This window comes from Nocardioides convexus (genome assembly GCF_011090295.1).
This window is the reverse complement of the sequence record NZ_JAAMYA010000001.1, coordinates 3,043,599-3,065,746: the sequence shown is the minus strand read 5'-3', so window position 1 is coordinate 3,065,746 and position 22,148 is coordinate 3,043,599. Positions and strand designations below refer to the sequence as shown.

Annotated in this window: 21 protein-coding genes and 9 pseudogenes; 13 read left to right on the top strand and 17 right to left on the bottom strand. The window is 73.8% G+C overall.

Going from position 1 to position 22,148, the window contains the following annotated elements; genetic code table 11:
• Positions 1-101: 101 nt before the first annotated feature.
• The 4 pseudogenes from kdpB (at position 102) to G5V59_RS22905 (ending at position 5,890) form a co-directional block, all read left to right on the top strand.
• A pseudogene (gene kdpB / locus G5V59_RS22945) lies at positions 102-2,040 on the top strand (potassium-transporting ATPase subunit KdpB).
• 92 nt (positions 2,041-2,132) lie between these two features.
• A pseudogene (kdpC, locus tag G5V59_RS22940) lies at positions 2,133-2,667 on the top strand (potassium-transporting ATPase subunit KdpC).
• A gap of 4 nt (positions 2,668-2,671) precedes the next feature.
• Positions 2,672-5,210 (top strand): annotated as a pseudogene (locus G5V59_RS37475) (DUF4118 domain-containing protein).
• Positions 5,207-5,890, top strand: a pseudogene (locus G5V59_RS22905) (response regulator transcription factor). Before G5V59_RS37475 ends, G5V59_RS22905 begins: the two co-directional pseudogenes overlap by 4 nt.
• Positions 5,891-6,239: 349 nt before the next feature.
• Here the strand turns inward: G5V59_RS22905 and G5V59_RS22900 are convergent.
• The 6 genes and pseudogenes from G5V59_RS22900 to G5V59_RS22875 form a co-directional block, all read right to left on the bottom strand.
• On the bottom strand, positions 6,240-7,463 hold the full coding sequence (locus G5V59_RS22900) for a DUF6670 family protein (RefSeq protein ID WP_278257991.1): 1,224 nt from the start codon (positions 7,461-7,463) through the stop codon (positions 6,240-6,242).
• Between the two features lie 12 nt (positions 7,464-7,475).
• Positions 7,476-7,736: a 2Fe-2S iron-sulfur cluster binding domain-containing protein gene (locus G5V59_RS22895; protein WP_278257990.1), complete on the bottom strand. Its 261-nt coding sequence runs from the start codon at positions 7,734-7,736 to the stop codon at positions 7,476-7,478.
• Positions 7,733-8,986: a metal-dependent hydrolase gene (locus G5V59_RS22890; protein ID WP_278257989.1), complete on the bottom strand. Its 1,254-nt coding sequence runs from the start codon at positions 8,984-8,986 to the stop codon at positions 7,733-7,735. Before G5V59_RS22890 ends, G5V59_RS22895 begins: the two co-directional genes overlap by 4 nt.
• Positions 8,987-9,134: 148 nt before the next feature.
• A pseudogene (locus G5V59_RS22885) lies at positions 9,135-9,425 on the bottom strand (metal-dependent hydrolase); the annotation flags it as partial.
• Positions 9,422-9,607: a hypothetical protein gene (locus tag G5V59_RS22880; RefSeq protein ID WP_278257988.1), complete on the bottom strand. Its 186-nt coding sequence runs from the start codon at positions 9,605-9,607 to the stop codon at positions 9,422-9,424. The gene G5V59_RS22880 and the pseudogene G5V59_RS22885, both read right to left, overlap by 4 nt.
• Positions 9,598-10,308, bottom strand: a complete 711-nt coding sequence (locus tag G5V59_RS22875) for an alpha/beta fold hydrolase (protein WP_278257987.1) — start codon at positions 10,306-10,308, stop codon at positions 9,598-9,600. The genes G5V59_RS22880 and G5V59_RS22875 overlap by 10 nt, the downstream gene beginning before the upstream one ends.
• A gap of 113 nt (positions 10,309-10,421) precedes the next feature.
• Between G5V59_RS22875 and G5V59_RS22870 the strand changes: the two genes are divergently transcribed.
• Positions 10,422-10,598 (top strand): hypothetical protein, encoded by a 177-nt coding sequence (locus G5V59_RS22870; protein WP_278257986.1) that lies wholly within the window; start codon positions 10,422-10,424, stop codon positions 10,596-10,598.
• On the top strand, positions 10,598-11,494 hold the full coding sequence (locus G5V59_RS22865; RefSeq protein WP_278257985.1) for an alcohol dehydrogenase catalytic domain-containing protein: 897 nt from the start codon (positions 10,598-10,600) through the stop codon (positions 11,492-11,494). The genes G5V59_RS22870 and G5V59_RS22865 overlap by 1 nt, the downstream gene beginning before the upstream one ends.
• A gap of 85 nt (positions 11,495-11,579) precedes the next feature.
• Here the strand turns inward: G5V59_RS22865 and G5V59_RS22860 are convergent, their stop codons facing one another.
• From G5V59_RS22860 to G5V59_RS22840, 5 genes are all read right to left on the bottom strand, one after another.
• Entirely contained in the window at positions 11,580-12,035 is a 456-nt protein-coding gene (locus tag G5V59_RS22860; RefSeq protein WP_278257984.1) for a hypothetical protein, read from the bottom strand.
• Positions 11,980-12,912, bottom strand: a complete 933-nt coding sequence (locus tag G5V59_RS22855) for a DUF4184 family protein (protein ID WP_278257983.1) — start codon at positions 12,910-12,912, stop codon at positions 11,980-11,982. The genes G5V59_RS22860 and G5V59_RS22855 overlap by 56 nt, the downstream gene beginning before the upstream one ends.
• A 9-nt stretch (positions 12,913-12,921) precedes the next feature.
• Entirely contained in the window at positions 12,922-13,239 is a 318-nt protein-coding gene (locus G5V59_RS22850) for a DUF1905 domain-containing protein (protein ID WP_278257982.1), read from the bottom strand.
• A gap of 24 nt (positions 13,240-13,263) precedes the next feature.
• Positions 13,264-13,863 carry an ankyrin repeat domain-containing protein gene (locus G5V59_RS22845; protein WP_278257981.1) on the bottom strand — a complete coding sequence of 200 codons (600 nt, stop codon included), beginning with the start codon at positions 13,861-13,863 and terminating at the stop codon, positions 13,264-13,266.
• A 125-nt stretch (positions 13,864-13,988) separates the two neighbouring features.
• Positions 13,989-14,948 carry a gluconolaconase gene (locus G5V59_RS22840; protein ID WP_278257980.1) on the bottom strand — a complete coding sequence of 320 codons (960 nt, stop codon included), beginning with the start codon at positions 14,946-14,948 and terminating at the stop codon, positions 13,989-13,991.
• A gap of 172 nt (positions 14,949-15,120) precedes the next feature.
• On the opposite strand from G5V59_RS22840, the gene G5V59_RS22835 reads away from it, so the two are divergent.
• Positions 15,121-16,197: a sensor histidine kinase gene (locus tag G5V59_RS22835; protein WP_278257979.1), complete on the top strand. Its 1,077-nt coding sequence runs from the start codon at positions 15,121-15,123 to the stop codon at positions 16,195-16,197.
• A pseudogene (locus G5V59_RS37470) lies at positions 16,194-16,824 on the top strand (response regulator transcription factor). Before G5V59_RS22835 ends, G5V59_RS37470 begins: the two are co-directional and overlap by 4 nt.
• On the opposite strand, the gene G5V59_RS22825 reads toward G5V59_RS37470, so the two are convergent.
• The gene (locus tag G5V59_RS22825; RefSeq protein ID WP_278257978.1) at positions 16,811-16,993 is read right to left on the bottom strand and encodes a VOC family protein; all 183 of its coding nucleotides are present in this window, start codon (positions 16,991-16,993) and stop codon (positions 16,811-16,813) included. The pseudogene G5V59_RS37470 and the gene G5V59_RS22825 sit on opposite strands and share 14 nt — an antisense overlap.
• A gap of 87 nt (positions 16,994-17,080) precedes the next feature.
• Entirely contained in the window at positions 17,081-17,491 is a 411-nt protein-coding gene (locus G5V59_RS22820; protein ID WP_278257977.1) for a VOC family protein, read from the bottom strand.
• A 53-nt stretch (positions 17,492-17,544) separates the two neighbouring features.
• Between G5V59_RS22820 and G5V59_RS37465 the strand changes: the two are divergent.
• The 3 genes and pseudogenes from G5V59_RS37465 to G5V59_RS37460 form a co-directional block, all read left to right on the top strand.
• A pseudogene (locus G5V59_RS37465) lies at positions 17,545-17,772 on the top strand (hypothetical protein); the annotation flags it as partial.
• Positions 17,678-18,022, top strand: a pseudogene (locus tag G5V59_RS22805) (pentapeptide repeat-containing protein); the annotation flags it as partial. The pseudogenes G5V59_RS37465 and G5V59_RS22805, both read left to right, overlap by 95 nt.
• Positions 17,910-18,167: a pentapeptide repeat-containing protein gene (locus G5V59_RS37460; RefSeq protein WP_341351292.1), complete on the top strand. Its 258-nt coding sequence runs from the start codon at positions 17,910-17,912 to the stop codon at positions 18,165-18,167. The pseudogene G5V59_RS22805 and the gene G5V59_RS37460, both read left to right, overlap by 113 nt.
• A 70-nt stretch (positions 18,168-18,237) precedes the next feature.
• Here the strand turns inward: G5V59_RS37460 and G5V59_RS22800 are convergent, their stop codons facing one another.
• The 3 genes from G5V59_RS22800 to G5V59_RS22790 form a co-directional block, all read right to left on the bottom strand.
• Positions 18,238-18,507 carry a hypothetical protein gene (locus G5V59_RS22800; protein WP_278257976.1) on the bottom strand — a complete coding sequence of 90 codons (270 nt, stop codon included), beginning with the start codon at positions 18,505-18,507 and terminating at the stop codon, positions 18,238-18,240.
• A gap of 96 nt (positions 18,508-18,603) precedes the next feature.
• On the bottom strand, positions 18,604-18,957 hold the full coding sequence (locus G5V59_RS22795) for a hypothetical protein (RefSeq protein WP_278257975.1): 354 nt from the start codon (positions 18,955-18,957) through the stop codon (positions 18,604-18,606).
• Entirely contained in the window at positions 18,917-19,639 is a 723-nt protein-coding gene (locus G5V59_RS22790) for an oxygenase MpaB family protein (protein ID WP_278257974.1), read from the bottom strand. The genes G5V59_RS22795 and G5V59_RS22790 overlap by 41 nt, the downstream gene beginning before the upstream one ends.
• A gap of 45 nt (positions 19,640-19,684) precedes the next feature.
• Between G5V59_RS22790 and G5V59_RS22785 the strand changes: the two genes are divergently transcribed.
• Positions 19,685-20,206 (top strand): helix-turn-helix domain-containing protein, encoded by a 522-nt coding sequence (locus G5V59_RS22785; RefSeq protein WP_278257973.1) that lies wholly within the window; start codon positions 19,685-19,687, stop codon positions 20,204-20,206.
• A gap of 912 nt (positions 20,207-21,118) precedes the next feature.
• On the top strand, positions 21,119-21,508 hold the full coding sequence (locus G5V59_RS22780; protein WP_341351291.1) for a VOC family protein: 390 nt from the start codon (positions 21,119-21,121) through the stop codon (positions 21,506-21,508).
• Positions 21,509-21,700: 192 nt separating this feature from the next.
• Here G5V59_RS22780 and G5V59_RS22775 read toward each other — a convergent pair.
• A pseudogene (locus tag G5V59_RS22775) lies at positions 21,701-22,108 on the bottom strand (dihydrofolate reductase); the annotation flags it as partial.
• Positions 22,109-22,148: the final 40 nt, after the last annotated feature.

Genomic DNA, 22,148 nt, shown 5'->3' with positions numbered 1-22,148 from the left:
ACCGCGCCCACGAAGACCCCCACCCCCAGGCTCGCTGCTGCGCTCCCTGCCCGACGCGCTGCGCAAGGCTCGACCCGCGGGTGATGGTGCGCACGCCCGTCATGTTCGTCGTCGAGGTCGGTGCCGTCTTCTGCACCGTGCTCGCCGTCCGCGACTCCTCCGTCTTCGCCTGGTCGATCACGGTCTGGCTCTGGCTCACCGTGCTCTTCGCCAACCTGGCGGAGGCCTTCGCCGAGGGCCGCGGCCGCGCGCAGGCGGCCACCCTGCGCAAGGCGAAGACCGACACCACGGCGCGGAGGCGCCACCCCGACGGCACGCTGGAGCCGGTGCCCGCCACCACGCTGCGGATCGGCGACGAGGTCGTCGTCGAGGCGGGTGAGGTGATCCCCGGCGACGGTGACGTCGTCGACGGCGTCGCGAGCGTGGACGAGTCCGCGATCACGGGTGAGTCCGCACCGGTGATCCGGGAGTCCGGTGGCGACCGCTGCTCGGTGACCGGCGGCACGAAGGTCCTCTCGGACCGGATCGTCGTACGGATCACCACCAACCCCGGCGAGAGCCTTCATCGACCGGATGATCGCGCTCGTCGAGGGCGCCAGCCGGCAGAAGACGCCGAACGAGATCGCGCTGAACATCCTGCTCGCCAGCCTCACGATCATCTTCCTCGCGGCCACCGTCACCCTCAAGCCGCTGGCGCTCTACTCCGGCGCGGACCAGCCGATCCTGGTGCTCATCGCCCTGCTGGTCTGCCTGATCCCGACGACGATCGGCGCGCTGCTGAGCGCGATCGGCATCGCCGGGATGGACCGGCTCGTGCAGCACAACGTGCTCGCGATGTCCGGCCGGGCGGTCGAGGCGGCGGGCGACGTCAACACGCTGCTGCTCGACAAGACCGGCACGATCACCCTCGGCAACCGCGAGGCGGCCGAGTCTCATCCCCGTCGGCGAGGTCGGCGCGGAGCCTGCTCGCCGATGCCGCGCAGGCTCGCGTCGCTGGCCGACGAGACGCCGGAAGGCCGCTCCGTCGTCGTCCTGGCCAAGCGGGCGCACGGCCTGCGCGAGCGGACCGCCGGCGAGTCTGCCCGCGGCGAGGTTCGTGCCGTTCACCGCGCAGACCCGGATGTCCGGCGTGGACCTGGCCGGCCGCGAGATCCGCAAGGGCGCCGCGGCCGCGGTCGCGGCGTGGGTGCGGGAGAACGGCGGCCAGCCGGGTGAGGACGTCGGCCGGACGGTGGACGCCATCGCCTCGGCGGGAGGTACGCCGCTGGTGGTCGCCGACCGCGTGCCCGGCGAGGCCGCGCGGGTGCTCGGCGTCATCCACCTCAAGGACGTGGTGAAGGCGGGGATGCGCGAGCGCTTCGAGGAGATGCGCCGGATGGGCATCCGCACCGTGATGATCACCGGCGACAACCCGCTCACCGCCAGGGCGATCGCCGAGGAGGCCGGGGTCGACGACTTCCTGGCCGAGGCCACGCCCGAGGACAAGATGGCCCTGATCAAGCGGGAGCAGGATGGTGGCCGGCTGGTCGCGATGACCGGCGACGGCACCAACGACGCACCCGCGCTCGCGCAGGCCGACGTCGGCGTCGCGATGAACACCGGCACCTCCAGCGCCAAGGAGGCCGGCAACATGGTCGACCTCGACTCCAACCCGACGAAGCTCATCGAGATCGTGGAGATCGGCAAGCAGCCTGCTCATCACGCGCGGCGCGCTGACGACGTTCTCCATCGCCAACGACGTGGCGAAGTACTTCGCGATCATCCCCGCCATGTTCGCCGGGGTGTACGGCGGCCTCGACGCCCTCAACATCATGCGGCTGTCCTCGCCGGAGTCCGCGATCCTCTCGGCGGTGATCTTCAACGCGCTGATCATCGTGGCGCTCATCCCGCTGGCGCTGCGCGGCGTGACCTACCGGCCCTCCAGCGCCTCGGCGATGCTGCGCCGCAACCTCACGGTCTACGGGCTCGGCGGGCTGGTCGCGCCCTTCGTCGGGATCAAGGCTCGTCGACCTGCTCGTGTCCACCCTGCCGGGCCTCTGACGGCCCCGAACGGAGAACTCCCATGTCCCTCTCCTCCGCCCTGCGCGGCGGGCTCGCGCAGGCTCGGCGCCGCGGCTCGCGTCCTCGCCGTGATGACGGTGCTGCTCGGCCTCGCCTACCCGCTGGCGCTCACCGGGGTCGCGCAGGTCGTCGTACCGGACCGGGCGGACGGCTCCCTGGTCGAGCGCGACGGCGGGCTCGTCGGCTCGGCGCTGATCGGCCAGTCCTTCGCCGGGAACGCGGCGTACTTCCAGTCCCGGCCCTCCGCTGCCGGGGATGGCTACGACCCGCTGGCCAGGCTCCGCCTCCAACCTCTCCCCGGCGAACCCCGAGCTCGTCGCGGAGGTGCGCCGGCGGATCGCCGAGGTGGCGGCCTTCGACGGCGTCGCCCCGGCCGATGTCGCACCCGACGCGGTGCTCGCCAGCGGGTCCGGTCTCGACCCCCACATCTCCCCCGCGTACGCCGCCCAGCAGGTCGCCCGCGTCGCCCGCTCCCGCGACCTGGCGCCCGACCGGGTGCGGGACCTGGTCGAGGAGCACACCACCGGCCGCACGCTCGGCTTCCTCGGCGAGCCGCGTGTCAACGTGCTGGAGCTCAACCTGGCCCTGGACGGGCTGGAAGACTGAGCCCATGAAGCGAGGCCGGCTGCGGGTCTACCTCGGCGCCGCGCCCGGCGTCGGGAAGACGTACGCCATGCTCGGCGAGGCCCGGCGCCGGATCGAGCGCGGCACCGACGTGGTGGTGGGCATCGTGGAGACCCACGGCCGCGCGCACACCGCCGCCCTCCTGGACGGTCTGGAGGTGGTGCCCCGCCAGCAGCGGGCCTACCGCGGTGCGGAGCCTGGAGGAGATGGACCTCGACGCCCTCCTGGCGCGCCGGCCCGCGGTCGCGCTGGTGGACGAGCTCGCGCACACCAACGTCCCTGGCGGCCGCAACGAGAAGCGTTGGCAGGACGTGCGCGAGTCTGCTGGACGCGGGCATCGACGTGATCTCGACCGTCAACATCCAGCACCTGGAGTCCGTCAACGACGTGGTCGAGAAGATCACCGGCGTCCCCCAGCGCGAGACCGTGCCGGACTCGGTCGTCCGGGCCGCCGACCAGGTCGAGCCTGATCGACATGTCCGCCGAGGCACTGCGCCGCCGGCTCGCGCACGGCAACGTCTACGCCCCGGACAAGGTGGACGCCGCGCTCTCGAACTACTTCCGCGAGGGCAACCTCACCGCGCTGCGCGAGACTCGCCCTGCTCTGGGTGGCCGACAAGGTCGACGACGCGCTCCAGGGCTACCGCCGCCGTCACGACATCACCGGCACCTGGGAGGCCCGCGAGCGGGTGCTCGTCGCGCTGACCGGCGGGCCCGAGGGTGAGCAGGCTCGTGCGCCGCGCCGCGCGCATCGCCGCCCGCTCCGGCGCGGGTGACCTGCTGGCCCTCCACGTCAGCCGCTCCGACGGGCTCACCGGAGCGGACCCCACCCACCTCACCCGTCAGCACCAGGCTCGTGGAGTCGCTGGGCGGCACCTTCCACCAGGCTCCTCGGCGACGACGTGCCCGAGACCCTCCTCGCCTTCGCCCGCGCGGAGAACGCGACCCAGGCTGGTCCTCGGCGACAGCCGCCGCTCCCGCTGGGCGTCGTACGTCTCGCCGCCGGGGATCAGCGCCCGCACCATCCGCTCCGCCGGGGACATCGACGTGCACATCGTGTCCCACACCCACGCCGGGCAAGGTCGCCGGCTGCCGGTCGGCCGCGGGGCGCTCAGCCTGCGCCGCCGGGTCCGCGGCTACGTCCTCGCGGTGCTGCTCCCGGCACTGCTCACCCTCGCCCTGCTGCCGATCGACCACGCGCTCAACCTGGTCAGCGACGTGCTGCTCTTCCTGCTGCTCGTCGTCGCGGTCGCCCTCGTGGGCGGCGTGGGCCCGGCGATCCTGGCCGCGCTGGCCGGCTCCTTCCTGCTCAACTTCTTCTTCACCGCGCCCGTGCACACGCTGACCATCGCCAGCACCAACAACGCCCTCGCCCTGCTCGTCTACCTGCTCGTCGCCGTCATGGTCAGGCTCGGTGGTCGACGTCGCCGCGCGGCGCACCCGGCAGGCGGCCCGGGCGGTCGCGGAGTCGCACGTGCTGGCGAGCCTCGCCGCCACGCCCCTCACCGGCAGCGCCGGCCTCGCCGGGCTGCTGGACCGCTTCCGGGAGAGCCTGTCGCTCGGTTCGGTCGCCTTCCTGGAGCGGTACGCCGGCGGGTGGCAGGTGATCGGTACGGCCGGCCCCGACCCCGCGGCATCGCCGGAGGCAGCGGACACCGTCGTACCGGCCGGGGAGGGGACGGTGCTCGCCCTGCGGGGCCGGCTCGCCCCGGAGGACGCCCGGGTGGCCGACGCCTTCGCGGCGCGCACCAGCCAGGCCGTGCTCCAGATCCGGCTCGCCGAGGAGGCCGCGCAGGCGGCTCCGCTCGCCGAGGCCAACAAGGTCCGCACCGCGCTGCTCGCCGCCGTCGGGCACGACCTGCGCACCCCGCTCGCGGCCGCCAAGGCCGTCGTGTCGGGTCTGCGCGCCGACGACGTGGCCCTCGCCGAGGAGGACCGCCGCGAGCCTGCTCCGCACCGCCGACGAGGCCCTCGACCACCTCGCCGCGCTCGTCGACAGCCTGCTCGACCTCAGCCGGCTGCAGGCCGGCGCGCTGCCCGTCCACCTCGCCCCGTCGTACGTCGAGGACGTGCTCGCCGGCGCGCTGGACGACGTCGGCGTGGCCGGCACCGGGGTGCGGGTCGACGTCGCCGACGGGCTGCCGTCCGCGCTGGCCGATGCGGCGCTGCTGGAGCGGGTCGTGGTCAACCTGCTCACCAACGCCCAGCGCTACGCCGGCGCGACGCTGGTCACCGCGAGCGCCGTCCTCGACCGGGTCGAGATCCGCGTCGTCGACACCGGCCCGGGGATCCCGAGCGCCGACTACGAGCGGGTGTTCCAGCCGTTCCAGCGGCTCGGCGACCACGACAACAGCACCGGCGTCGGCCTCGGCCTCGCGCTCGCCCGCGGGCTGGTCGAGGCGATGGGCGGCACCCTGGAGCCCGAGGAGACGCCCGGCGGCGGGCTCACCATGGTGATCTCGCTGCCCGTCGCCGGCGGCGACCCGACCGGCCCCGACCTGGGCATCCGGGAGCGGATCGGATGACGCGGATCCTGGTCGTCGACGACGAGCCGCAGATCGTCCGCGCGCTCTCGATCAACCTGCGCGCCCGCGGCTACGAGGTGACCACGGCCGGTGACGGCACCGAGGCGATCGAGGTCGCCGCGATCGCCCCACCCGACGTGGTCGTGCTCGACCTGGGCCTGCCGGACCTCGACGGCGTGGAGGTCATCACGCGGCTGCGGGCCCGCTCCGCCGTACCGATCCTCGTGCTGTCGGGGCGCAGCGACAGTGCCGACAAGGTCGAGGCCCTCGACGCCGGCGCCGACGACTACGTCACCAAGCCCTTCGGGATGGAGGAGTCTGCTCGCCCGGCTGCGGGTGATGCTGCGCCGCAACGCGACGCCCGAGGAGGCGGCGTCCGCGACCGTCTCCTTCGGCCGCGTCGTCGTGGACCTGGGCCGGACCCGGGTTACCGTCGGCGGCGAGGAGGTGCGGCTCACCCCGACGGAGTGGCACCTGCTGGAGGTCTTCGTCCGCAACCCCGGGCGGCTGATCAGCCAGCGCCAGCCTGCTGAGCGAGGTGTGGGGCCCGGGCTACGAGACCGCGCACGGCAACCTGCGTCTCTACATGGCCCAGCCTGCGCCGCAAGCTCGAGCCCGAGCCGTCGCGCCCGGTGCACTTCCGCAACGAGCCGGGGATGGGCTACCGGTTCGAGCCCTGAGAGGATCCCCCACGTGGGACAGGTCTTCGAGTGCGAGATCCAGGCGCGGCTGCGCGACGTCAACCTCGGCGGGCACGTCGACAACGTCGAGGCGCTGCGGGTGCTGGACGAGGCACGGCTGCTGTTCTTTCGCTTCGCGCCGCTCGGAGACGACCGGCCGGGTCTGTTCCGCGACGTGCCGTCCGGCGTGGTGGAGCCTGGTGGGCTCGCAGCGGGTGGACTACAACGCGGAGATGCGCTTCGTCGCCTACCAGCCCTTCCTGGTGCGGATGTGGGTCGGCCACGTCGGGCGCTCCTCGCTCGCGGTCTCCTCGGAGTCTGCGCGTCGCGCCGGACCACCCGCCGGCCATCACCGCCGAGACGTCGGTGGTCTTCTGGGACCACGCGGCGGGTACGTCGTGGCCGATCTCCGCCGCGGTCCGCGCGACCCTCGACGCCCACACCGCCGCGCCGGTCGCGCTGCGCGAGCGGCCCGGGCGCTGACCGGTTCCGCGCTCAGCGGCGGTCGATCCACTCGACGTAGCCGCTCGTGCCCTCGACGAACCGCCCGTCGACCCGCCCGCTGAACCGGAACCCGCCGACGTAGCCGGCCGCGAGGCCCCACTGGAACGGGGTGTCGGTGACCCCCACGAGGTCGACATCGACGGCCGAGCCCGGAGGCGTGCGCCAGCGGAACCGGTGCGGCAGCGGCATCGTGTGCCCGTCGTCGGGCGTGCGGGCGGGCTCCGGGCGGTGGTCGAGCACCTCGAAGCTCACGCCGCGGTCCAGCACGACCGAGCGCCCGGTCACGTCGCGCAGGGAGGCGCTGTGCAGGACCGGGCGGCCGGCCGCCTCGGTCGCGACGAGGAGCAGGCTGGGCGCCCTCGCCGATGTCCAGCACCTGGTAGGTGAAGAAGTCCATCGACAGCCGCAGCCCGCGCGGGACCGTGCGGCCGGTCAGGAGGTGGAGTCCGGGCGCGCAGGCGTACTCGTAGCAGCCGAGCCCGGCCACGTCGTACGGCGTGCCGGCGTGCTCGATCGTGCCCCGGTAGCGCGCGAGCAGGCTGAGGTGGCGGTACCCCGGCAGGTCGACGAACCAGGTGACGACCCGGCTGGCGGTGACGGCGAGGTCGACGCTCAGCCCGTCACCGGCCGCGTGCACCCGGAAGGAGGGGTAGGTGCCGGTGAGCAGCAGGTCCGCGCCGAAGCGCCAGCGCGAACCGTCCGGCGCCGACTCGCAGTCCCGGCTCAGGGCGTGGTCGCCGGCGAAGCCACTGACGGCGGTCGCGACGCCGAGGATCGCCCGGTCCCGCGGCCCGTCGCCGGGTGAGGGTGTGGCGAGGTCGCTGATCCGCACGCCCGCGCCGCCGACGACCGTCGTCACCGACAGGAACCGCAGCGGCTCGGGCAGGTCCGGCAGCATCAGCCCGTTGTGCGACCACGACGCCCCGCGCCGTTGGGTGTGCGGGACGAGACCGTCCTCGTCGTCGAAGGGCGTGCCGCTGCGCCGGGCGGCGCGGTTGACGCGCAGCGCGGTGCGCAGGGTGAGCGCGGTCGCCGCGTCGTACGCGGGGCCGAGCAGGGGGAACGCCACGGTCTGTCCTCCTCAGAGGTCGAGGGTGAGCCGGCCCCGGCCGCGCGAGACGCACGCCGCCATCCGGTCCGCGCGGTGCTCGGGCGGCAGGAAGCGGTCACGGTGCTGCACCTCGCCGTCGACGTAGCGAACCGTGCAGGTGCCGCAGAACCCCTGCCGGCAGGAGTACGCCGCGTCCGGGCGCACCTCCAGCAGGCCGGAGAGCAGGGTCTCGTCGGCGGCGACCTCGAAGGTCTCGCCGGTGCGGGTCAGGCTCGACGGTGAAGGCCTCACCGCCGACGACAGGCGGCGCGGAGAAGCGCTCGGCGTGCAGCGCCTCGACGTTCTCGGCGGGCACCTCGGCGCGCAGCGCGTCGATCATCGCCGGCGGGCCGCAGCAGTAGAGCGCCGCGCCCTCGGGGGCGCGCTCGACGATCGCCGCGGCATCGGGCACGCCGCGCTCGTCGTCGGGCCAGATCTCCACCCGGCCCGGGTACGCCGCTGCCAGGGCCTCCACCTCGGCGAGGAAGGGAAGCGAGGCGCGGTCGCGGCCGGCGTACACGAACCGCCAGTCCTCTCCGTGCGCCGCGGCGAAGCGGACCATGGGCAGGATCGGCGTGACGCCGATCCCGCCCGCCACGAAGAGGTACGACGGCGCGACGACGAACGGGAACGCGTTGCGCGGACCCTTGAGCACCAGGCTCCGCGCCGACGGCCAGGTCGTGCACCTCGCGCGAACCGCCGTCCCCGTCGGGGATCCGGCGCACCGCGATCCGGTAGCGGGCGCGGTCGCGGGGGTCGCCGGTGAGGGAGTACTGGCGGGTCCGTCCCGAGGGCAGCACCACGTCCAGGTGCGCGCCCGGCGCCCACGCCGGCAGGCTCGGACGCTCGACCGGCTCCAGGTCCAGCGACACCACGTCGTCGGCCTCGGCGTGCACCGCCGCGACCCGGACCCGGATGCGGCGGTCCACCGGACGCACCTCGGGACGCCGTCTGGCGGTCACCGGCATCAGCCGCACGACACCCTCGGTGAGGTGCCCGAGGAGGCGGTAGCCGACGGTGTCCGGGAGCGACGGCCTCTGCTCGACGGTCATCGCCCGTCGGCCGCGCGAGCGGCGGGAGAGGTCGCGAGGTAGGCGACGGCCTGGCTGGTCGAGCCCTCCTGGCGGGGGTGGTACGTCGGCTTGAGGTAGCGCAGCGACGGGATCACCATGCCGCGCACTCCCGGCAGGATGCCCTTGCGCGCCGCGGCCACCCAGGCTCCGGAGGAAGGGCAGGTCCTTCTCGGCCAGCGTGCTGTCGTGCTGGAGGAGGTAGCGGGCGCTGCGGGCCCAGAGGTAGACGATCCCGGCGGCGGCGAAGACGTAGGCCCGGACCCGTCGCAGGTACCGCCCGTCGAGGTGGTCGAAGAGGTCGTAGGCGACGTGGCGGTGCTCGACCTCCTCGGCGCCGTGCCAGCGGATCAGGTCGAGCATCCGCGGGTCCGCGCGGAGCCGGTCCAGGCCGGGCGAGTTGAGGACCCAGTTCCCCAGGAAGGCGGTCATGTGCTCGATGCCGGCGACCAGCGCGAGCCGCTCGACCAGCCATTCCTCCGCGGCCTCGCCGCTGAGACTCGTCGCGGTCGCCGAGCAGCCGCTGGAAGACGTGCTCGACCTCGCCGACCATGTCGCGCGTGTCGAGCCCGTGGCCGTCGAAGTAGTCGAGGACCCCCTGGTGGGCGTTGGCGTGCATGCCCTCCTGGCCGATGAAGCCGATGACCTCCTCGCGCAGCCGCTCGTCCTTGATCAGCGGCAGGGCGTCGGTGAAGATCCGCACGAACCAGCGCTCGCCCTCGGGCAGCAGCACGTGCAGCACGTTGATGACGTGCGAGGCGAACGGCTCGCCGGGGATCCAGCGCAGCGGCAGCCCGGCCCAGTCGAAGACGACCTCGCGGGCGTGCAGCGCGACCTTGTCCGGCTCGCGCAGCGCGCGGCGCGCGCTCATGCCGACACCTTCGCGGCGACGAACTCACGGACCAGCCCGGCGATCAGGGCCGGGCGCTGGGAGACCACCCAGTGGCTGCCGGGGACGTGGTGCACCGTCAGGTCGCCGACGTACGGCGCGGGCGCGCCCGTCTGCAGCGGCACACTCACGTGGTGGTCGTTCTCCGGCGCGATCACCTGCACCGGCAGGTCGACCTTCGGCGGGCGCGGGCGCAGCATCCGGCTCGGGAAGTTCGCGCGGTAGAGCCTGGATCCCGTTGACCGTCTCCGCCGGCCCACGATCGGTCGCGGGCACGACAGCCGCCTCGGCGTCGGCCGCGGCCGAGTGGTGGGCGAGCCGGTCGATGATGCCGCGTCGCGCGGAGAGCCTCGGGCACGAGCGGGGTCATGAAGAAGAAGACGTAGTAGGACGCCAGCAGGCTCGCTTGAGGCGCGGAGCCTTGCCCACGCCGGAGTCGCGCAGCCACACCGCCGCATGGTCGAGCGAGGGCCCGGAGATGCTGGTGTAGGTGCGGATCCGCGGACCGAGCCGGCCCGCGGTGAGCCCGTCCCAGACCTGGATGGAGCCCCAGTCGTGGGCGACCAGGTGCACCGGCTCGTCGGGGCTGGTCGCGTCGATCACCCGGCCGAGGTCGTCGACGAGTCTGGTCGATCCGGTAGCCCTTGCGCGAGGTGGGCACGCCGGACGCACCGGAGCCGCGCACGTCGTAGGCGACGACGTGGAAGTCACCTGCCGGCTCGGCCGCGACGCCGTCCCAGACGTGGTGGTTGTCGGGGTAGCCGTGCACCAGCACCACCGTCGGAGCGCCGCGTTCGCCGCGCTCGTGGACCGCCAGCCGGAGGCCGTCGCTGGTGTCGATGGTGCTCTGTCGCTCGTTCGTCATCGGACGGGCTCCTCGGATCGGGGTTGCTACTGTGCCGCTCGAGATTGCTACGTCAACGTAGCATTAACGCACCTGGAGGCGATGTGACGAACGTCAACCCGACGATGAGGGCCGTGACCTGCACCTCCGGCACGTTCGCCGTCGAGGAGCCTGCCCCGCCCCGTGTCCGGCCGCGGCCAGGTGCTGCTCCGCGTCGTGCGCACCGGCATCTGCGGCTCCGACCTGCACGCCCGCGAGCACGCCGACCAGGCTCGCCGACGTCGCTGACGCGCTCGGCTACCGCACCCTGATGCGCCCCACCGACCGGGTCGTGATGGGCCACGAGTCGCTCGGTGAGGTGGTCTCCTACGGCCCCCGCACCCGCGGCCGGTGGAAGCCCGGCACCCGGATCGTCGCGCTGCCGATGGTCCGCTCCGGCGACGACGTCCACATGGTCGGCTTCGACACCCACTCCCCCGGCGGCTTCGCGGAGTACGTCGTCGTGCAGGAGGCCTTCGCCTTCCCCGTGCCCGCCGGTCTCTCCGACGACAAGGCAGCCTTCACCGAGCCGCTCGCCGTCGCCTGGCACGCCGTGCGCCGCGGCGACCTCGGCCGCGGCCAGCCCGCCGTCGTGATCGGCTGCGGCCCGATCGGGCTCGCGGTGATCCTGGTGCTCGAGGCCCACGGGGTGCGGACCGTGGTCGCCTCCGACCTGTCCCCCGTACGACGCGCGCTGGCCCGCCGCTGCGGTGCCGACGTGGTCGTCGACCCGCGGGTGAGCTCGCCGTGGTCGGCGTACAAGGTGCCCGCGACGGTGACCTCGCTGCCGGAGTACGCCCGCTTCGGCATGGCTGCCGTCGGCTTGATGCGCCGGGTGCCGCTGCTCCCGTGGGGGCGGCTGATCCGGGCCGGTGAGGCACTGGGGGCCTCGCCGGCCGGTCCGGTCGTGTTCGAGTGCGTCGGCGTGCCGGGCGTCCTCGACGAGATCTACGCGAAGGCGCCGCTGCGCAGCCGCGTCGTCGCCGTCGGGGTGTGCATGGAGCCGGACACCGTGCGCACGGCCTTCGCCCTCAACAAGGAGGCTCGAGGTGCGCTACGTCTTCGGCTACGACCCCGAGGAGTTCCGCCACGCGCTCGACCTCATCGCCTCCGGCAGGGTCGACCCGACACCGCTGCACACCGGGACGGTGGGGCTCGGCGAGCCTGACCCGGGCCTTCGCCGAGCCTGTCCGGTGCGGAGGAGCACGCGAAGATCCTGGTGGACCCGGCCCTGGCGTAGCGGACCGGTGGCCCTAGGCCTCCTGGATCGAGCGGACGATCTCGACCGCGAAGTCGTTCATCCGCTCGGCGCCGTACTCGTCGGGGTCCTTGAGGATGAGCCGCGCGCCCATCTCCATGGCCCCGACGAACAGGTGCGCCAGCAGCACGTGGTCCAGCGGCTCGCGCCGGTAGGACACCGCCCACTCGCAGAGCATCGTGAACTGGGCGACCATGAAGTCGCGGGTCTCCTCGTGCCGCCTGCGCGCGGCCGCCGGCAGGCTGTCCGGTGCCAGCAGCAGCCGCCAGCGGGCCGGGTGGGCGCGGACCCCGGCGAAGAAGGTCTCCACACCGGTGCGGGCCAGCGCGACCGGATCGCCGTCGGACACGTCGTCGGGCAGCGAGTCGAGCATCTGCTGCAGGCCCCTGTCCTGCTCACGGTCCACGAGGGCCGCCAGCACCGCGTCGGCGTTGGCGAAGGCGCCGTACACGACGGGCTTGGTGACCTGGGCGGCCTCGGCGATCGCCTCCATCGTCACCGCCGCGACCCCGCCGGAGACGGTGAGCCCGAGAGCCGCGTCGAGGAGCCTGCTCACGCCGCTCGGCAGGGGGGAGCCGCGGCGCGTAGCTGCGGCGAGTCCTCACCCGCGGGACCCTACCGGTGCCAGCGACCAGGCGAGGGTGACCAGGCCCAGGACCACCGCCAGCGACACGATGCCCACCACCGCGGCGTCGAACACGGCGAGGTCCAGGGAGCCGGAGAGCCTGGCTCAGGAAGGTACCGGCCGAGAGCAGGCAGGCGACCGCGAGGCTCGCCGGCAGGGTCGCCGCCGGGAGCCGACGGGGCCGCCCGGGGTCGAGGACCGGACGGCGGAGCATCCCCAGCAGCACCACCCCGATCACGAGCAGGCCGAGGACGCTGGTGCCGTGCTGGGCCCACTGCTCGCCGCGCATCGGCCCGTGCATCTCCTGCAGCCACGGCACCATCCGCACACCCCAGCGGCCCTCGTGGGTGAAGGCGTCCCACACGACGTGCGTCACCGAGCCGAGGACGGCGGCCGGTGGCGCCAGCAGCCACGCCCGCCGGCACAGCGCCGCGTGCGCGGGCAGCCGGTCCCGGGCCACGGCGGGCGCGGTGTCCACCAGCGCGTCGCGGCCCCAGCGGTCCCAGAACACCAGGAGGAGCAGCGACATCGCGAGATCGACGGTGACGACGCCGATCGCGCTGTGGGTGAAGCCGTAGGTGTGCCAGGACCGCGTGAAGACCGGCAGGTCCGGCGCCATCGAGCCGATGACCATCGCCGAGAGCGGCAGGCCGAGGCCGCGCAGCGGGAGCACGGCCGCCGGGTGGGCGATGGTGACGGGCACCGGGTGAGGCTAGCCGGGCGGAGCAAGCCCCGGACGGCCGGCGATCCGCAGCGACGCCGTCGCCTGCTCGCCCTCCTCCACGCCCGTCAGGCCGGCCGCCCTGCGCGCCGCCGCCTTGAGCGGGACGAGGTAACGCCCGTCCTTCGGGAACAGCGCGGTGGTGAACTCGGTGTCCCCGATCCGCACCTCCACCGCGACCTGGCCCCAGTACTCCAGCCCGCGCGCGGCTTCCTTGATGTCCTCGCTCTCCTCGGGTGGCACCGCGAGGAACCAGTACGGCGCCGGGCCGCGCCACTCGAGGACCGAGCCGGTGAAGGTGACCTCCATGCCCCCACCTTGCCCGGTCCGGGCTCAGTCGCGCAGCAGGGCGGCGATCTCGTCGTACCCGCGGCGCTCGGCGTGCTGGAGCGCGCTCACGCCGTCCCGGTCGGCGATCGTGCGGTCGACCCCCGCGTCGAGCAGGATCCGCACCACCTGCTGGTGCGCCCGTCCGCCGTCGCCGAGGATCACCGCCTCCAGCAGGGCGGTCCAGCCGAGGTCGTTGACGTGGTCGAGGTCCACCCCGGTGCGCACCACGCGGCGGACGTAGTCCACGTGGCCGCGCTCGCTGGCGGGGATCGGCGAGAGTCCGCCGTACCGGTTGCGGATCGTGAGGTCCGGGTCCGCCGGCAGCAGTGCCTCGAGCATCGCCACGCTGCCGGTCACCCCGGTGACCAGCCAGGGCGTGTCGTGCCGGTCGTCGAGCGCGTCGGGGTCGGCGCCGCGGGCGACGAGGACCCGCGCGACGGCGACGCGGTCGAAGGTGCTGGCCAGCAGCAGCGCCGTACGACGGTGCCGGTCCCGCGTCTCGATGCCGGCGCCCGCGTCCAGTGCGGCCGTCACGGCTGCCGCGTCGCCACGGCGGGCGGCGCGCAGCAGGGCGGCATCGGGGTCGGCGGGGGGCTTCGGCACGGCGCTGGGGGTCCTCTCGACGGGTGCGGCCACCGTAGGCCGATCGGCCGGCGACGCGGGCGCGCCGCCCCCGCAGGCGCCGAGCAGCAGCGCGAGCGGGAGGACGGCGGCCAGCAGGTGACATCTCATCGGGTGGGGTCCGTGACGACCTCGTAGGGCCCGGAGGCGACGGCCTCGTCGAACTTGCTGTCGACGTAGAGCACCCGCCCGCGCAGCACCTTCGCGGTGGTCAGCACCCGGTCCGGCGAGCTCGCGCGCTGGCCGAGCAGGCTCGCGTGGCGACCGTCGGCGCCGAGCCGCAGGATCGCGACCGTGCGGCTGAAGTTCCGGACGACGGTGAGCCGGCTGCCCTGGCGCACGAGGCCATCGGCGTCCACCAGGTCGGCGCCGCCGGTCGCGACCGGGCTGACCGCGCCGGTGCGCGCGTCGAAGCGCCAGAGCCGGCCGGTGTTGCCCTGCGCGACCACGAACGCGCGCCGGTCCGCGGTGAGCACGATGCCGCCGAGGTTGAAGCCGGGCCTCCTCTCGATCGTCGCCGAGGCGTCCGCCCACCGCGTGGCCCGCCAGCCGTCGCGGCCGTGCGCGACCCGGAAGACCTGTGCGTCGTTGGAGTTGGTGAAGTACGCCGCCCCGTCCGGGCCGATCGCCACGTCGTTGAGGAAGACGTCGGTGCCCGGCGCGCGCAGTGCCGCGAGCAGCCGGCCCTCCTTGCTGTAGACCCACAGGTCCGGCCGGCCGGTGCCGATGCCGTTGGGCCCGCCCGCGACGTACACGTTGCCGGCGGGGTCGACGGTGATCCCGCGGGCCGTGAAGCGGCCGTCGGTGCCGTCGCCGGCGAGCCACTCCTGCGCCTGCGCCGTGCCGACCGAGCCGCGGTGGATCTCACCGCCGGTCACCTCGCTGATGTAGAACAGGCCGCGGCGCTCGTCGGCGCCGATGCCCTCGAACTTGGAGCCGACCGGGCTGTTCGCGTCCCCCGCGAGGAGGTACGTCGCCGGGCGCGTGGAGTGGGCAGTCGCCGCCGTGGCGAGGGGAAGGGTCGTGGTCGCGACGAGCAGGGCGCCGATCAGGGAGGTTCGCTTCATGGCTCCACCCTGTGCCGGGCGGGGGTGCTCGCACGTCGGGCAGCCGGCCAGGTCCCGATAGCCAATTGGCTGATGCCGTCCTGCGCCGGGCTCCCTACGCTGGACCGACCATGTCCCCGCCCTCCGACCGGCCCGGCGTCCACGGGATCCTCGCCGCCACGCGGCTCGACCCGTGGCTGCTCGTCGTCCTCGTGGTGCTGCTCCTCGCCTCCGCCGTCCGGTACGTCGACCGCCACGGCCTCGGCCCGACCGGGCTCCTGGTGCTGGCGGGCGCACTGGTCCTCGCCCTGGCCTACGCGACGCGCACACTGCTGCCCGGGCGCACCTGGTGGCCCACGGTCTGGGTGCTCGCGATGGCGGTGCTGTGGGGCGTGCTGACCGCGGCGGCGCCGTCGTTCGCCTGGTGCGCCGTACCGGTGGCCTTCGCGGTGCTGCGGGTGCTGCCGTTCGGGTGGGCGGTGGCGACGGTCGTCGCCATGACCGTGGTGGTGACGCTGTCGTGGCTGCGGATCACCGACGGCGTCGACCCGACCCAGGTCGCGGGCCCGGTGGGTGTCGCCCTGGTGACCGTGCTCGCCTACCGGGCCCTGGAGAACGCCCAGGCCGGCTCGGCGCCCTGGCCGAGCGGACCCGCCTGTCGCGGGAGATCCACGACTCCGTCGGGCAGGGGCTCTCCAGCATCAACCTGCTGCTGCAGGCCGCCGAGCAGTCCTGGGACGGGCAGCCCGCCGCCGCCCGCGAGCACGTGCGGACCGCCGCGGCCACCGCACGCGACGGCCTGGACGAGGTACGACGCGTGGTGCGCGACCTCGCCCCCGCCGACCTCGCCGACGACCCGACCGGCGCGGCCCTCGCGACTGCCCTGCGCCGGGCCGCCGCCGCCTCCGCGACGGGCCTCGAGGTCGAGGTCCGCGTCCACGGGACGCCCGTCGCGGTCGGGTCCGACGTGGCCGCCGCCCTGGTCCGCACTGCCCGCGGCGCCCTGGCGAACGTCCGCGAGCACGCGGCAGCCGGCCGGGCCGCGCTCACCCTGACCTACCAGGTCGACGAGGTGGTGCTCGACGTGCGCGACGACGGCCGCGGCTTCGACCCGAGCGCCGTGCGGGCGACCGGGAGCCGCGGTCGCGGGCTCGCCGGGATCAGGGACCGGGCCTCCGGGCTCGGTGGCAGCACCGACGTGGAGAGCGCGCCCGGCGAGGGGACCACGGTGTCGGTCCGCTTCCCGGTCGCGGGCGAGGAGGGCCGATGACCCGGATCGTGCTGGTGGACGACCACCCCGTCGTCCGGGCCGGGCTGCGCGCCCTGGTCGAGGGACAGCCCGACCTGTCCGTGGTCGGCGAGGCCGGGAGCCTGGACCGGGCGCTCGCCGTCGTCGGTGCCGAGCGTCCCGACGTCGTCCTCATGGACCTCAGCCTCGGCGCCGGCGAGGCCGGCGGTGCGGCCGTGACCGCGGCCCTGCGCGCGCTTCCCGAGCCGCCCGAGGTGCTCGTGCTGACGACCTACGACACCGAGTCCGACATCCTGCGGGCGCTGGAGGCCGGTGCCCGCGGCTACCTCCTCAAGGACGCCCCTCCCGAGGAGGCCTCTTCGCCGGGATCCGCGCCACCGCGCGGGGCGAGACGGTGCTGGCGCCGTCGGTCGCGGCGACCCTCGTGCGTCGTACGGCCCCGGGGGCGGCGAGCGTCACCGAGCGCGAGGTCGAGGTGCTCGGTTCTGCTCTCCCGCGGGCTCGGCAACAAGGAGATGGCGCGCGAGCCTGTTCGTGTCGGAGGCGACGGTGAAGTCCCACCTGTCGCACATCTACACCAAGCTCGGCGTCGACACCCGGGCCGGCGCGGTCGCCGCGGCGATCGAGCGGCGGATCATCCGGCACTGACGAAGGCGCAGAGCTCGTTGCCCGCCGGGTCGGCCAGCACGGTCCAGCCGATCTCGTCGTCCTGGGGTCGCAGCACCCTCGCCCCGGCGGCGACGAGGGCCTCGACGCTGTCGGTCCGCACGTCGACGTGGACCCGGTTCTTGACGACCTTGGGCTCGTCCACCTTCATGAAGACGACGTGGTCGAAGGGCGTCCCGCTCAGCCTGCTCGATCCAGGACCAGCGCCCCTCGGCGTCGTCCTTCGCCGTCCCGCCGATCAGCCCGGACCACCAGGCCGCGAGCGCCGGCGGGTCGGCTGCGTCCACGACCAGGCTCCACCAGCCGCCGGTCGGGCAGGTCGCTCTCGGAGAACACGCACAGGCTCCCCGCCCTCGGGGTCGCGCAGCACCTTCCACCGGAAGGACTCCAGGTCCACCGCCGTGGCGCCCAGCGCCAGCACGTCCTCCACGCGGTGCAGGTTGACGTCGAGGTGCACCCGCTGCTTGACGGTCACCGGCTCCGGCACGGCGTTGATCCAGATCGTCTCCGCGGGCGTCGTACCGTCCAGCCGGACCTGGCCGTCCTCGCGCACCGAGAGCTCGAGGTCCAGGACTCCGGCCCAGAACCGGCCCAGGGCGCGGGCGTCCACCGCGTCGATGCACAGCGCTTCGTACGTCGCCAGGGCCATGGGCCTCACCGTAGCCCCGCGTTGTGTCGGACCCTCTCGGGATACTCGGGGACATGACCCAGCACGCCGATCCCGCACCCGGGTCCGAGGTCGTCTCCGAGCGGTGGGAAGGCGAGGACCTCTCCGGGCGCAAGCTTCCAGCAGGTCACCTTCGTCGACGTCGACCTGACCGAGGCGACCGCGACCGGCGCGCGCTTCGAGGAGTGCGTCTTCCGCGACTGCGACCTCAACGCGGCGGCGTTCACCGACAGCGCCTTCGTCAACTGCCGGTTCGTCAGGTCCGCCTTCTTCGGGGCGCACTTCACCGGCTGCAAGCTGGTGGGCTCCACCTTCGAGCGCTGCCGGTTCGGGGCGTTCGAGGTCGTGGGCGGGAGCCTGGATGTTCGCCGGGCTGGCCGGGGCGGACCTGCGGCGTGCGGTGTTCCGGCGGGTGGACCTGCGCGAGGCGGACCTGGCTGGTGCGAGGCTCGGGCAGGCCACGCTGCACCACGTCGACCTCGGCGGGGCCGAGCCTGCACGAGGCCGACCTGACCGGCGCCGACCTCCGTGGATCGGTCCTCACCGCGCTCGACCCGCTGACCGCGCGGCTGGGCGACGCGGTGGTCGACCTCGACCAGGCGGTGGTGCTGGCTCGCGCGCTCGGCCTGCGGGTGGAGGAGGACGTGCCCCTGGGTGAGTGAGGACAGCGGGCGGTGCCCGGGCTCAGCCCCTCGTGACCGCCGTGAGGACCGCGTCGAGCTTCTCCTTCAGCGCGGGCACCTCGTCGAGCAGGGCGAGCCTTGTCGTCGAGCCTTGGCCAGCAGGGCCTGGACCTCGCCCAGCACCTGCTTGGTCTCGGCCAGGGTGGCGTCCACCGTGGCCGGCTTCTCGTCGACGCCGGTCAGCGTGCCGTCGACGTTGGTCAGCGTGCCGCCGACCGTCCCCAGGGTGGTGTCGACATTGCTGAGGGCGACCTCGGCGTTCTTGAGCACCTTGTCGGAGCGCTTGAGGACGTCGGCGACGGGATTGAGACCCACGGTGTTCTCCTTGGACGTGAGCGGGAGCGGACGCCCACCCTTGCAGGTGGACGGCCCGTCCCCAACGGTTCTCAGGCCAGTCGGCCCAGGATGGGCTCAGATTCGAGAAGTCCGGCGTCGCTGGGCTCCTCCCCGGCGCCGAAGACCCGCGCGTGCTGCTGGGCGCGCCAGGCCAGGTGCGCCTCGGCGGGCTTCTCGTAGCCGTAGCGCTCGCGGGCCTCGGCCGGCGTGAGCACCTCCGGGTGCGTGGGTGCCACGCCGAGGAAGACCGGCGCCACCACCGGCACCGTGCTGGGCGAGAGCAGCCCGAGGATCCGCAGCCTGCAGCCGCTTGCTCGTCGCGGTCAGGAGGAAGGCAGCGCGCAGCACCGGACGCACCGCGACGTCGACGGCCCGGGACTGCGGCAGGTCACCCATCTCGCGCATCCAGTGCGGGAGGGTGGCGATCACGCCGGCACGGAAGAACCGGGCGACCACCCAGCGTGCGGGCCGCAGCACCAGCGGCACCGGTCCGAGCCTGGGTGACGTCCATCAGGTGCGCCATCGCCTTGCGGGCGATGGGCGAGCCGGACATCTGCGGGCGCATCCGCTCGTAGTAGGCGTGCAGACTCGGCGCGGTCGCGCGGCACGTCGTCGGGGTCGCAGGTCTGCAGGCTCCGCGGCTCGGGCGCACTCGGCCCAGAACCGGCCCTCCTCGTCGGGCGAGAGCCTGCCGGGGCCGTACATCTCGTAGGCCTTGAGCACCGAGTGCCAACCGGTGACGAGGATCCACAGCTCGTGAGTCGGGGTCGTTGGCGTCGTACCGCTCGCCGCTGTAGGGCTCGGTGCCGATCGCCTTGCTGTGCACCTTGACCAGGACGTCGGCGGCCCTGCTCGTCGTCCGGCTGTCGCCGAAGGCGACCAGCGCGAAGTAGCGGATGGTCCGGTCGTAGCGGGTCTTGGGCCGGCGGTAGATGTCCTGGGTGCGGTCGACGGACGCGACCAGGTGCGGGTCGAGCTCCTCGACCACCACGGCGCGGCTAAAGCCGACCGTGAGGGAGGTCGGGTAGCCCCAGACCTTCCAGGCGACGGAGCCGGGCCCGAAGAAGCCGTAGTCCTCGGCAGGGGTGAGGGAGCGCTTGCGGATCGCCATGGCCCGTATATTGCTACAGTTATGTAGTAATTGGAAGACCCTAAGGTGTGCGCATGTCCGAAAAGGTCCGCAAGAGGCGGCCGTACGCCGCGCGGGTCCCGATCGAGGAGCGACGCACCCAGCCTGCTCGACGCGGCCCTGCGGATCATCGACCGCGACGGCTACGACCGGGTCTCCATCGACGCCGTCGCCAAGGAGGCCGGCGTCACCCGCCCGGTCGTCTACGGCGCCTACGACGGCCTCGGTCCGCTGCTGATGGCCCTGCTGGAGCGCCAGCAGAAGCGCGCGCTCGGCCAGGCTCTACGGCGCCCTGCCGCTCACCGCGCTCGGCAGCCCACCGTCGGCCCTGGTCGAGCGCGCGGTCCCGGCCCTGCACCGGATGCTGCTCGACGACCCGGTGACCTGGCGCGCGATCCTGCAGGCTCCGGCCAACGTGCCCGACGTGGTGCGGGAGCGGATCGAGGCCAACCAGGACCAGGTCCGGGCGATGATCCAGGTGCTGGCGGCCACGATGCTGCCCGCGGGGACCGACATCGAGCCTGGCCGCGCACGGCCTGCTCGCGCTGATGCGCCACCTGGGCGCGCTGATCCTGGCCGATCCCGAGCGCTACGACGCCGAGCGACTGACCGCCGCGGCCACCCAGGCGGTGCGGATGCTGCTGCCGAGCGGCGGCCACTCGACATGAGCACCGAGCGACCGGCGCTGCGCCCGGCCCGGCGCGAGGAGGCGGCCGCGCTGTCCGACCTGGCGCTGCGCTCGAAGGGGCACTGGGGCTACGACGCGGAGTTCCTCGCCGCGGGCCGCGCGGAGCCTGACCCTCGACCCGCACGAGCCTGGCCACGCACCGCACGCTGGTCGCTGAGCCTGGACGGGCGACCGGTGGGCTTCGGGACACTGGAGGGCGCGCCACCGTGCGGCGAGCCTGGGGATGCTGTTCGTCGACCCGGGCCTGCTCGGTCGCGGGATCGGCACGGTGCTCCTGGCGGCGCTGGTGGACCGCGCACGGGAGGAGGGCTTCCGCCGTCTCTCGATCGACGCCGACCCGCATGCCGAGGCGTTCTACCTCGCCCACGGCGCGGTGCGGGCAGGGATCGTCGGGTCGGCGTCGATCCCCGACAGGGTCCTGCCGCGGCTGGAGCTCGCGATCACCTGAGGGTGACGTCGGCGAAGACGAGCACCGGCCAGGCGATCACCTCCCCGGCCCACGACGCCGCGGCGTCGAGGCCTCGCAGCCTGGTCGAGTCTGCTCGCGGTGCGCATCGGCCCAGAGGACGCCGACCACCAGGTAGGGCAGGGCCAGCCAGACCCCGAGGGACAGCAGGTCGGTGATCCACGAGCGCTGCCTCTCGGGCTTGGTCGTCGTCGCCATGACGGCACCGTAGGACAGCCCGGCCGCAATTACTACACTCGTGTAGAAAGTGTTCTCGGATCGGATGTCGGCGCCCGGGTGCACCCTGGTCGCATGAGCACACCCTCCCCTGTCACCGAGGCTCCTCGCTTTCACCATCGACACCGCCGATGCCACCCGACTGGCCCGCTTCTACGCCGACCTGACCGGCGGTGAGGTCACCGGCGAGTACCCCGAGTACGGCTACGCCTCGGCGTCCGTGCTGGGGGCGACGCTCAACTTCCAGACCGTCCAGGACTACGCCGCCCCGCAGTGGCCCGGCCAGGAGCACCCGCAGCAGTTCCACCTCGACTTCCAGGTCCCCGACCTCGAGGCGGCTACCGAGCACGCCGTGGGTCTCGGCGCGCGCGTCGCCGAGGAGCAGCCCGAGGGGGCCACCTGGCGGGTGCTGACCGACCCCGACGGGCACCCGTTCTGCCTGTGCCCGCCGAGCCTGAGCGAGCCCCCTCAGCGCCGGTAGGTCAGGTGGGCGACGTGCGGCGTGTGCCGCGCGGAGACCGGCGTGAGCCCGAGCGCCGGTACGCCGTCGAAGAGCCGTGATCCGCCGTGCGCCCCGTCCGCGGCGAAGCCCGAGAGCGTCGGCGCGACGTGCCAGCGCAGACTCGTCGAGCAGGCCCGCCCGCAACGCGGCGTTGACCGTCGAGGCGCCGCCGGCGATCGCCACGTTGCGCTCGCCGGCCGCCTCGCGGGCCTGCTCCAGGGCCGCCTCCAGCCCGTCGGTGACGAAGTGGAACGTGGTCCCACCGTCCATCTCCAGCGGCGCCCGCTCGTGGTGGGTCACCACGAACACCGGTGCGTGGTACGGCGGCTCCTCGCCCCACCAGCCGCGCCACTCCAGGTCCCAGGCACCCCGGCCCGCCGAGAACATGTTGCGGCCCATCACGAACGCGCCGGCCTCCAGGATCCCGGCGACCTCGGCGGCGTTCTCCTCGCCGTGGTCGAACATCCACGCGTGCAGCGGCGCGTTGTCGAGGTCCCCGAAGGGAGACTCCAGGCGCTGGTTCGGCCCGGAGGCGAAGCCGTCGAGGGTGGTGCTGATGTCCGCGGTCACGATGCCCATGCCAGAGCCGACCCCGGTCCCCTGCGAAACTCATCGCCCC

Coding starts and splice junctions, on each gene's coding strand:
- G5V59_RS22820 (WP_278257977.1), bottom strand. CDS start 17,491: ATGGCCCTGGCGACGTACGAAGCGCTGTGCATCGACGCGGTGGACGCC.
- G5V59_RS22865 (WP_278257985.1), top strand. CDS start 10,598: ATGCGCCCCACCGACCGGGTCGTGATGGGCCACGAGTCGCTCGGTGAG.
- G5V59_RS22840 (WP_278257980.1), bottom strand. CDS start 14,948: ATGAAGCGAACCTCCCTGATCGGCGCCCTGCTCGTCGCGACCACGACC.
- G5V59_RS22850 (WP_278257982.1), bottom strand. CDS start 13,239: ATGGAGGTCACCTTCACCGGCTCGGTCCTCGAGTGGCGCGGCCCGGCG.
- G5V59_RS22790 (WP_278257974.1), bottom strand. CDS start 19,639: ATGGCGATCCGCAAGCGCTCCCTCACCCCTGCCGAGGACTACGGCTTC.
- G5V59_RS22875 (WP_278257987.1), bottom strand. CDS start 10,308: ATGACGAACGAGCGACAGAGCACCATCGACACCAGCGACGGCCTCCGG.
- G5V59_RS22825 (WP_278257978.1), bottom strand. CDS start 16,993: ATGAAGGTGGACGAGCCCAAGGTCGTCAAGAACCGGGTCCACGTCGAC.
- G5V59_RS22890 (WP_278257989.1), bottom strand. CDS start 8,986: ATGACCGCCTTCCTGGGGAACTGGGTCCTCAACTCGCCCGGCCTGGAC.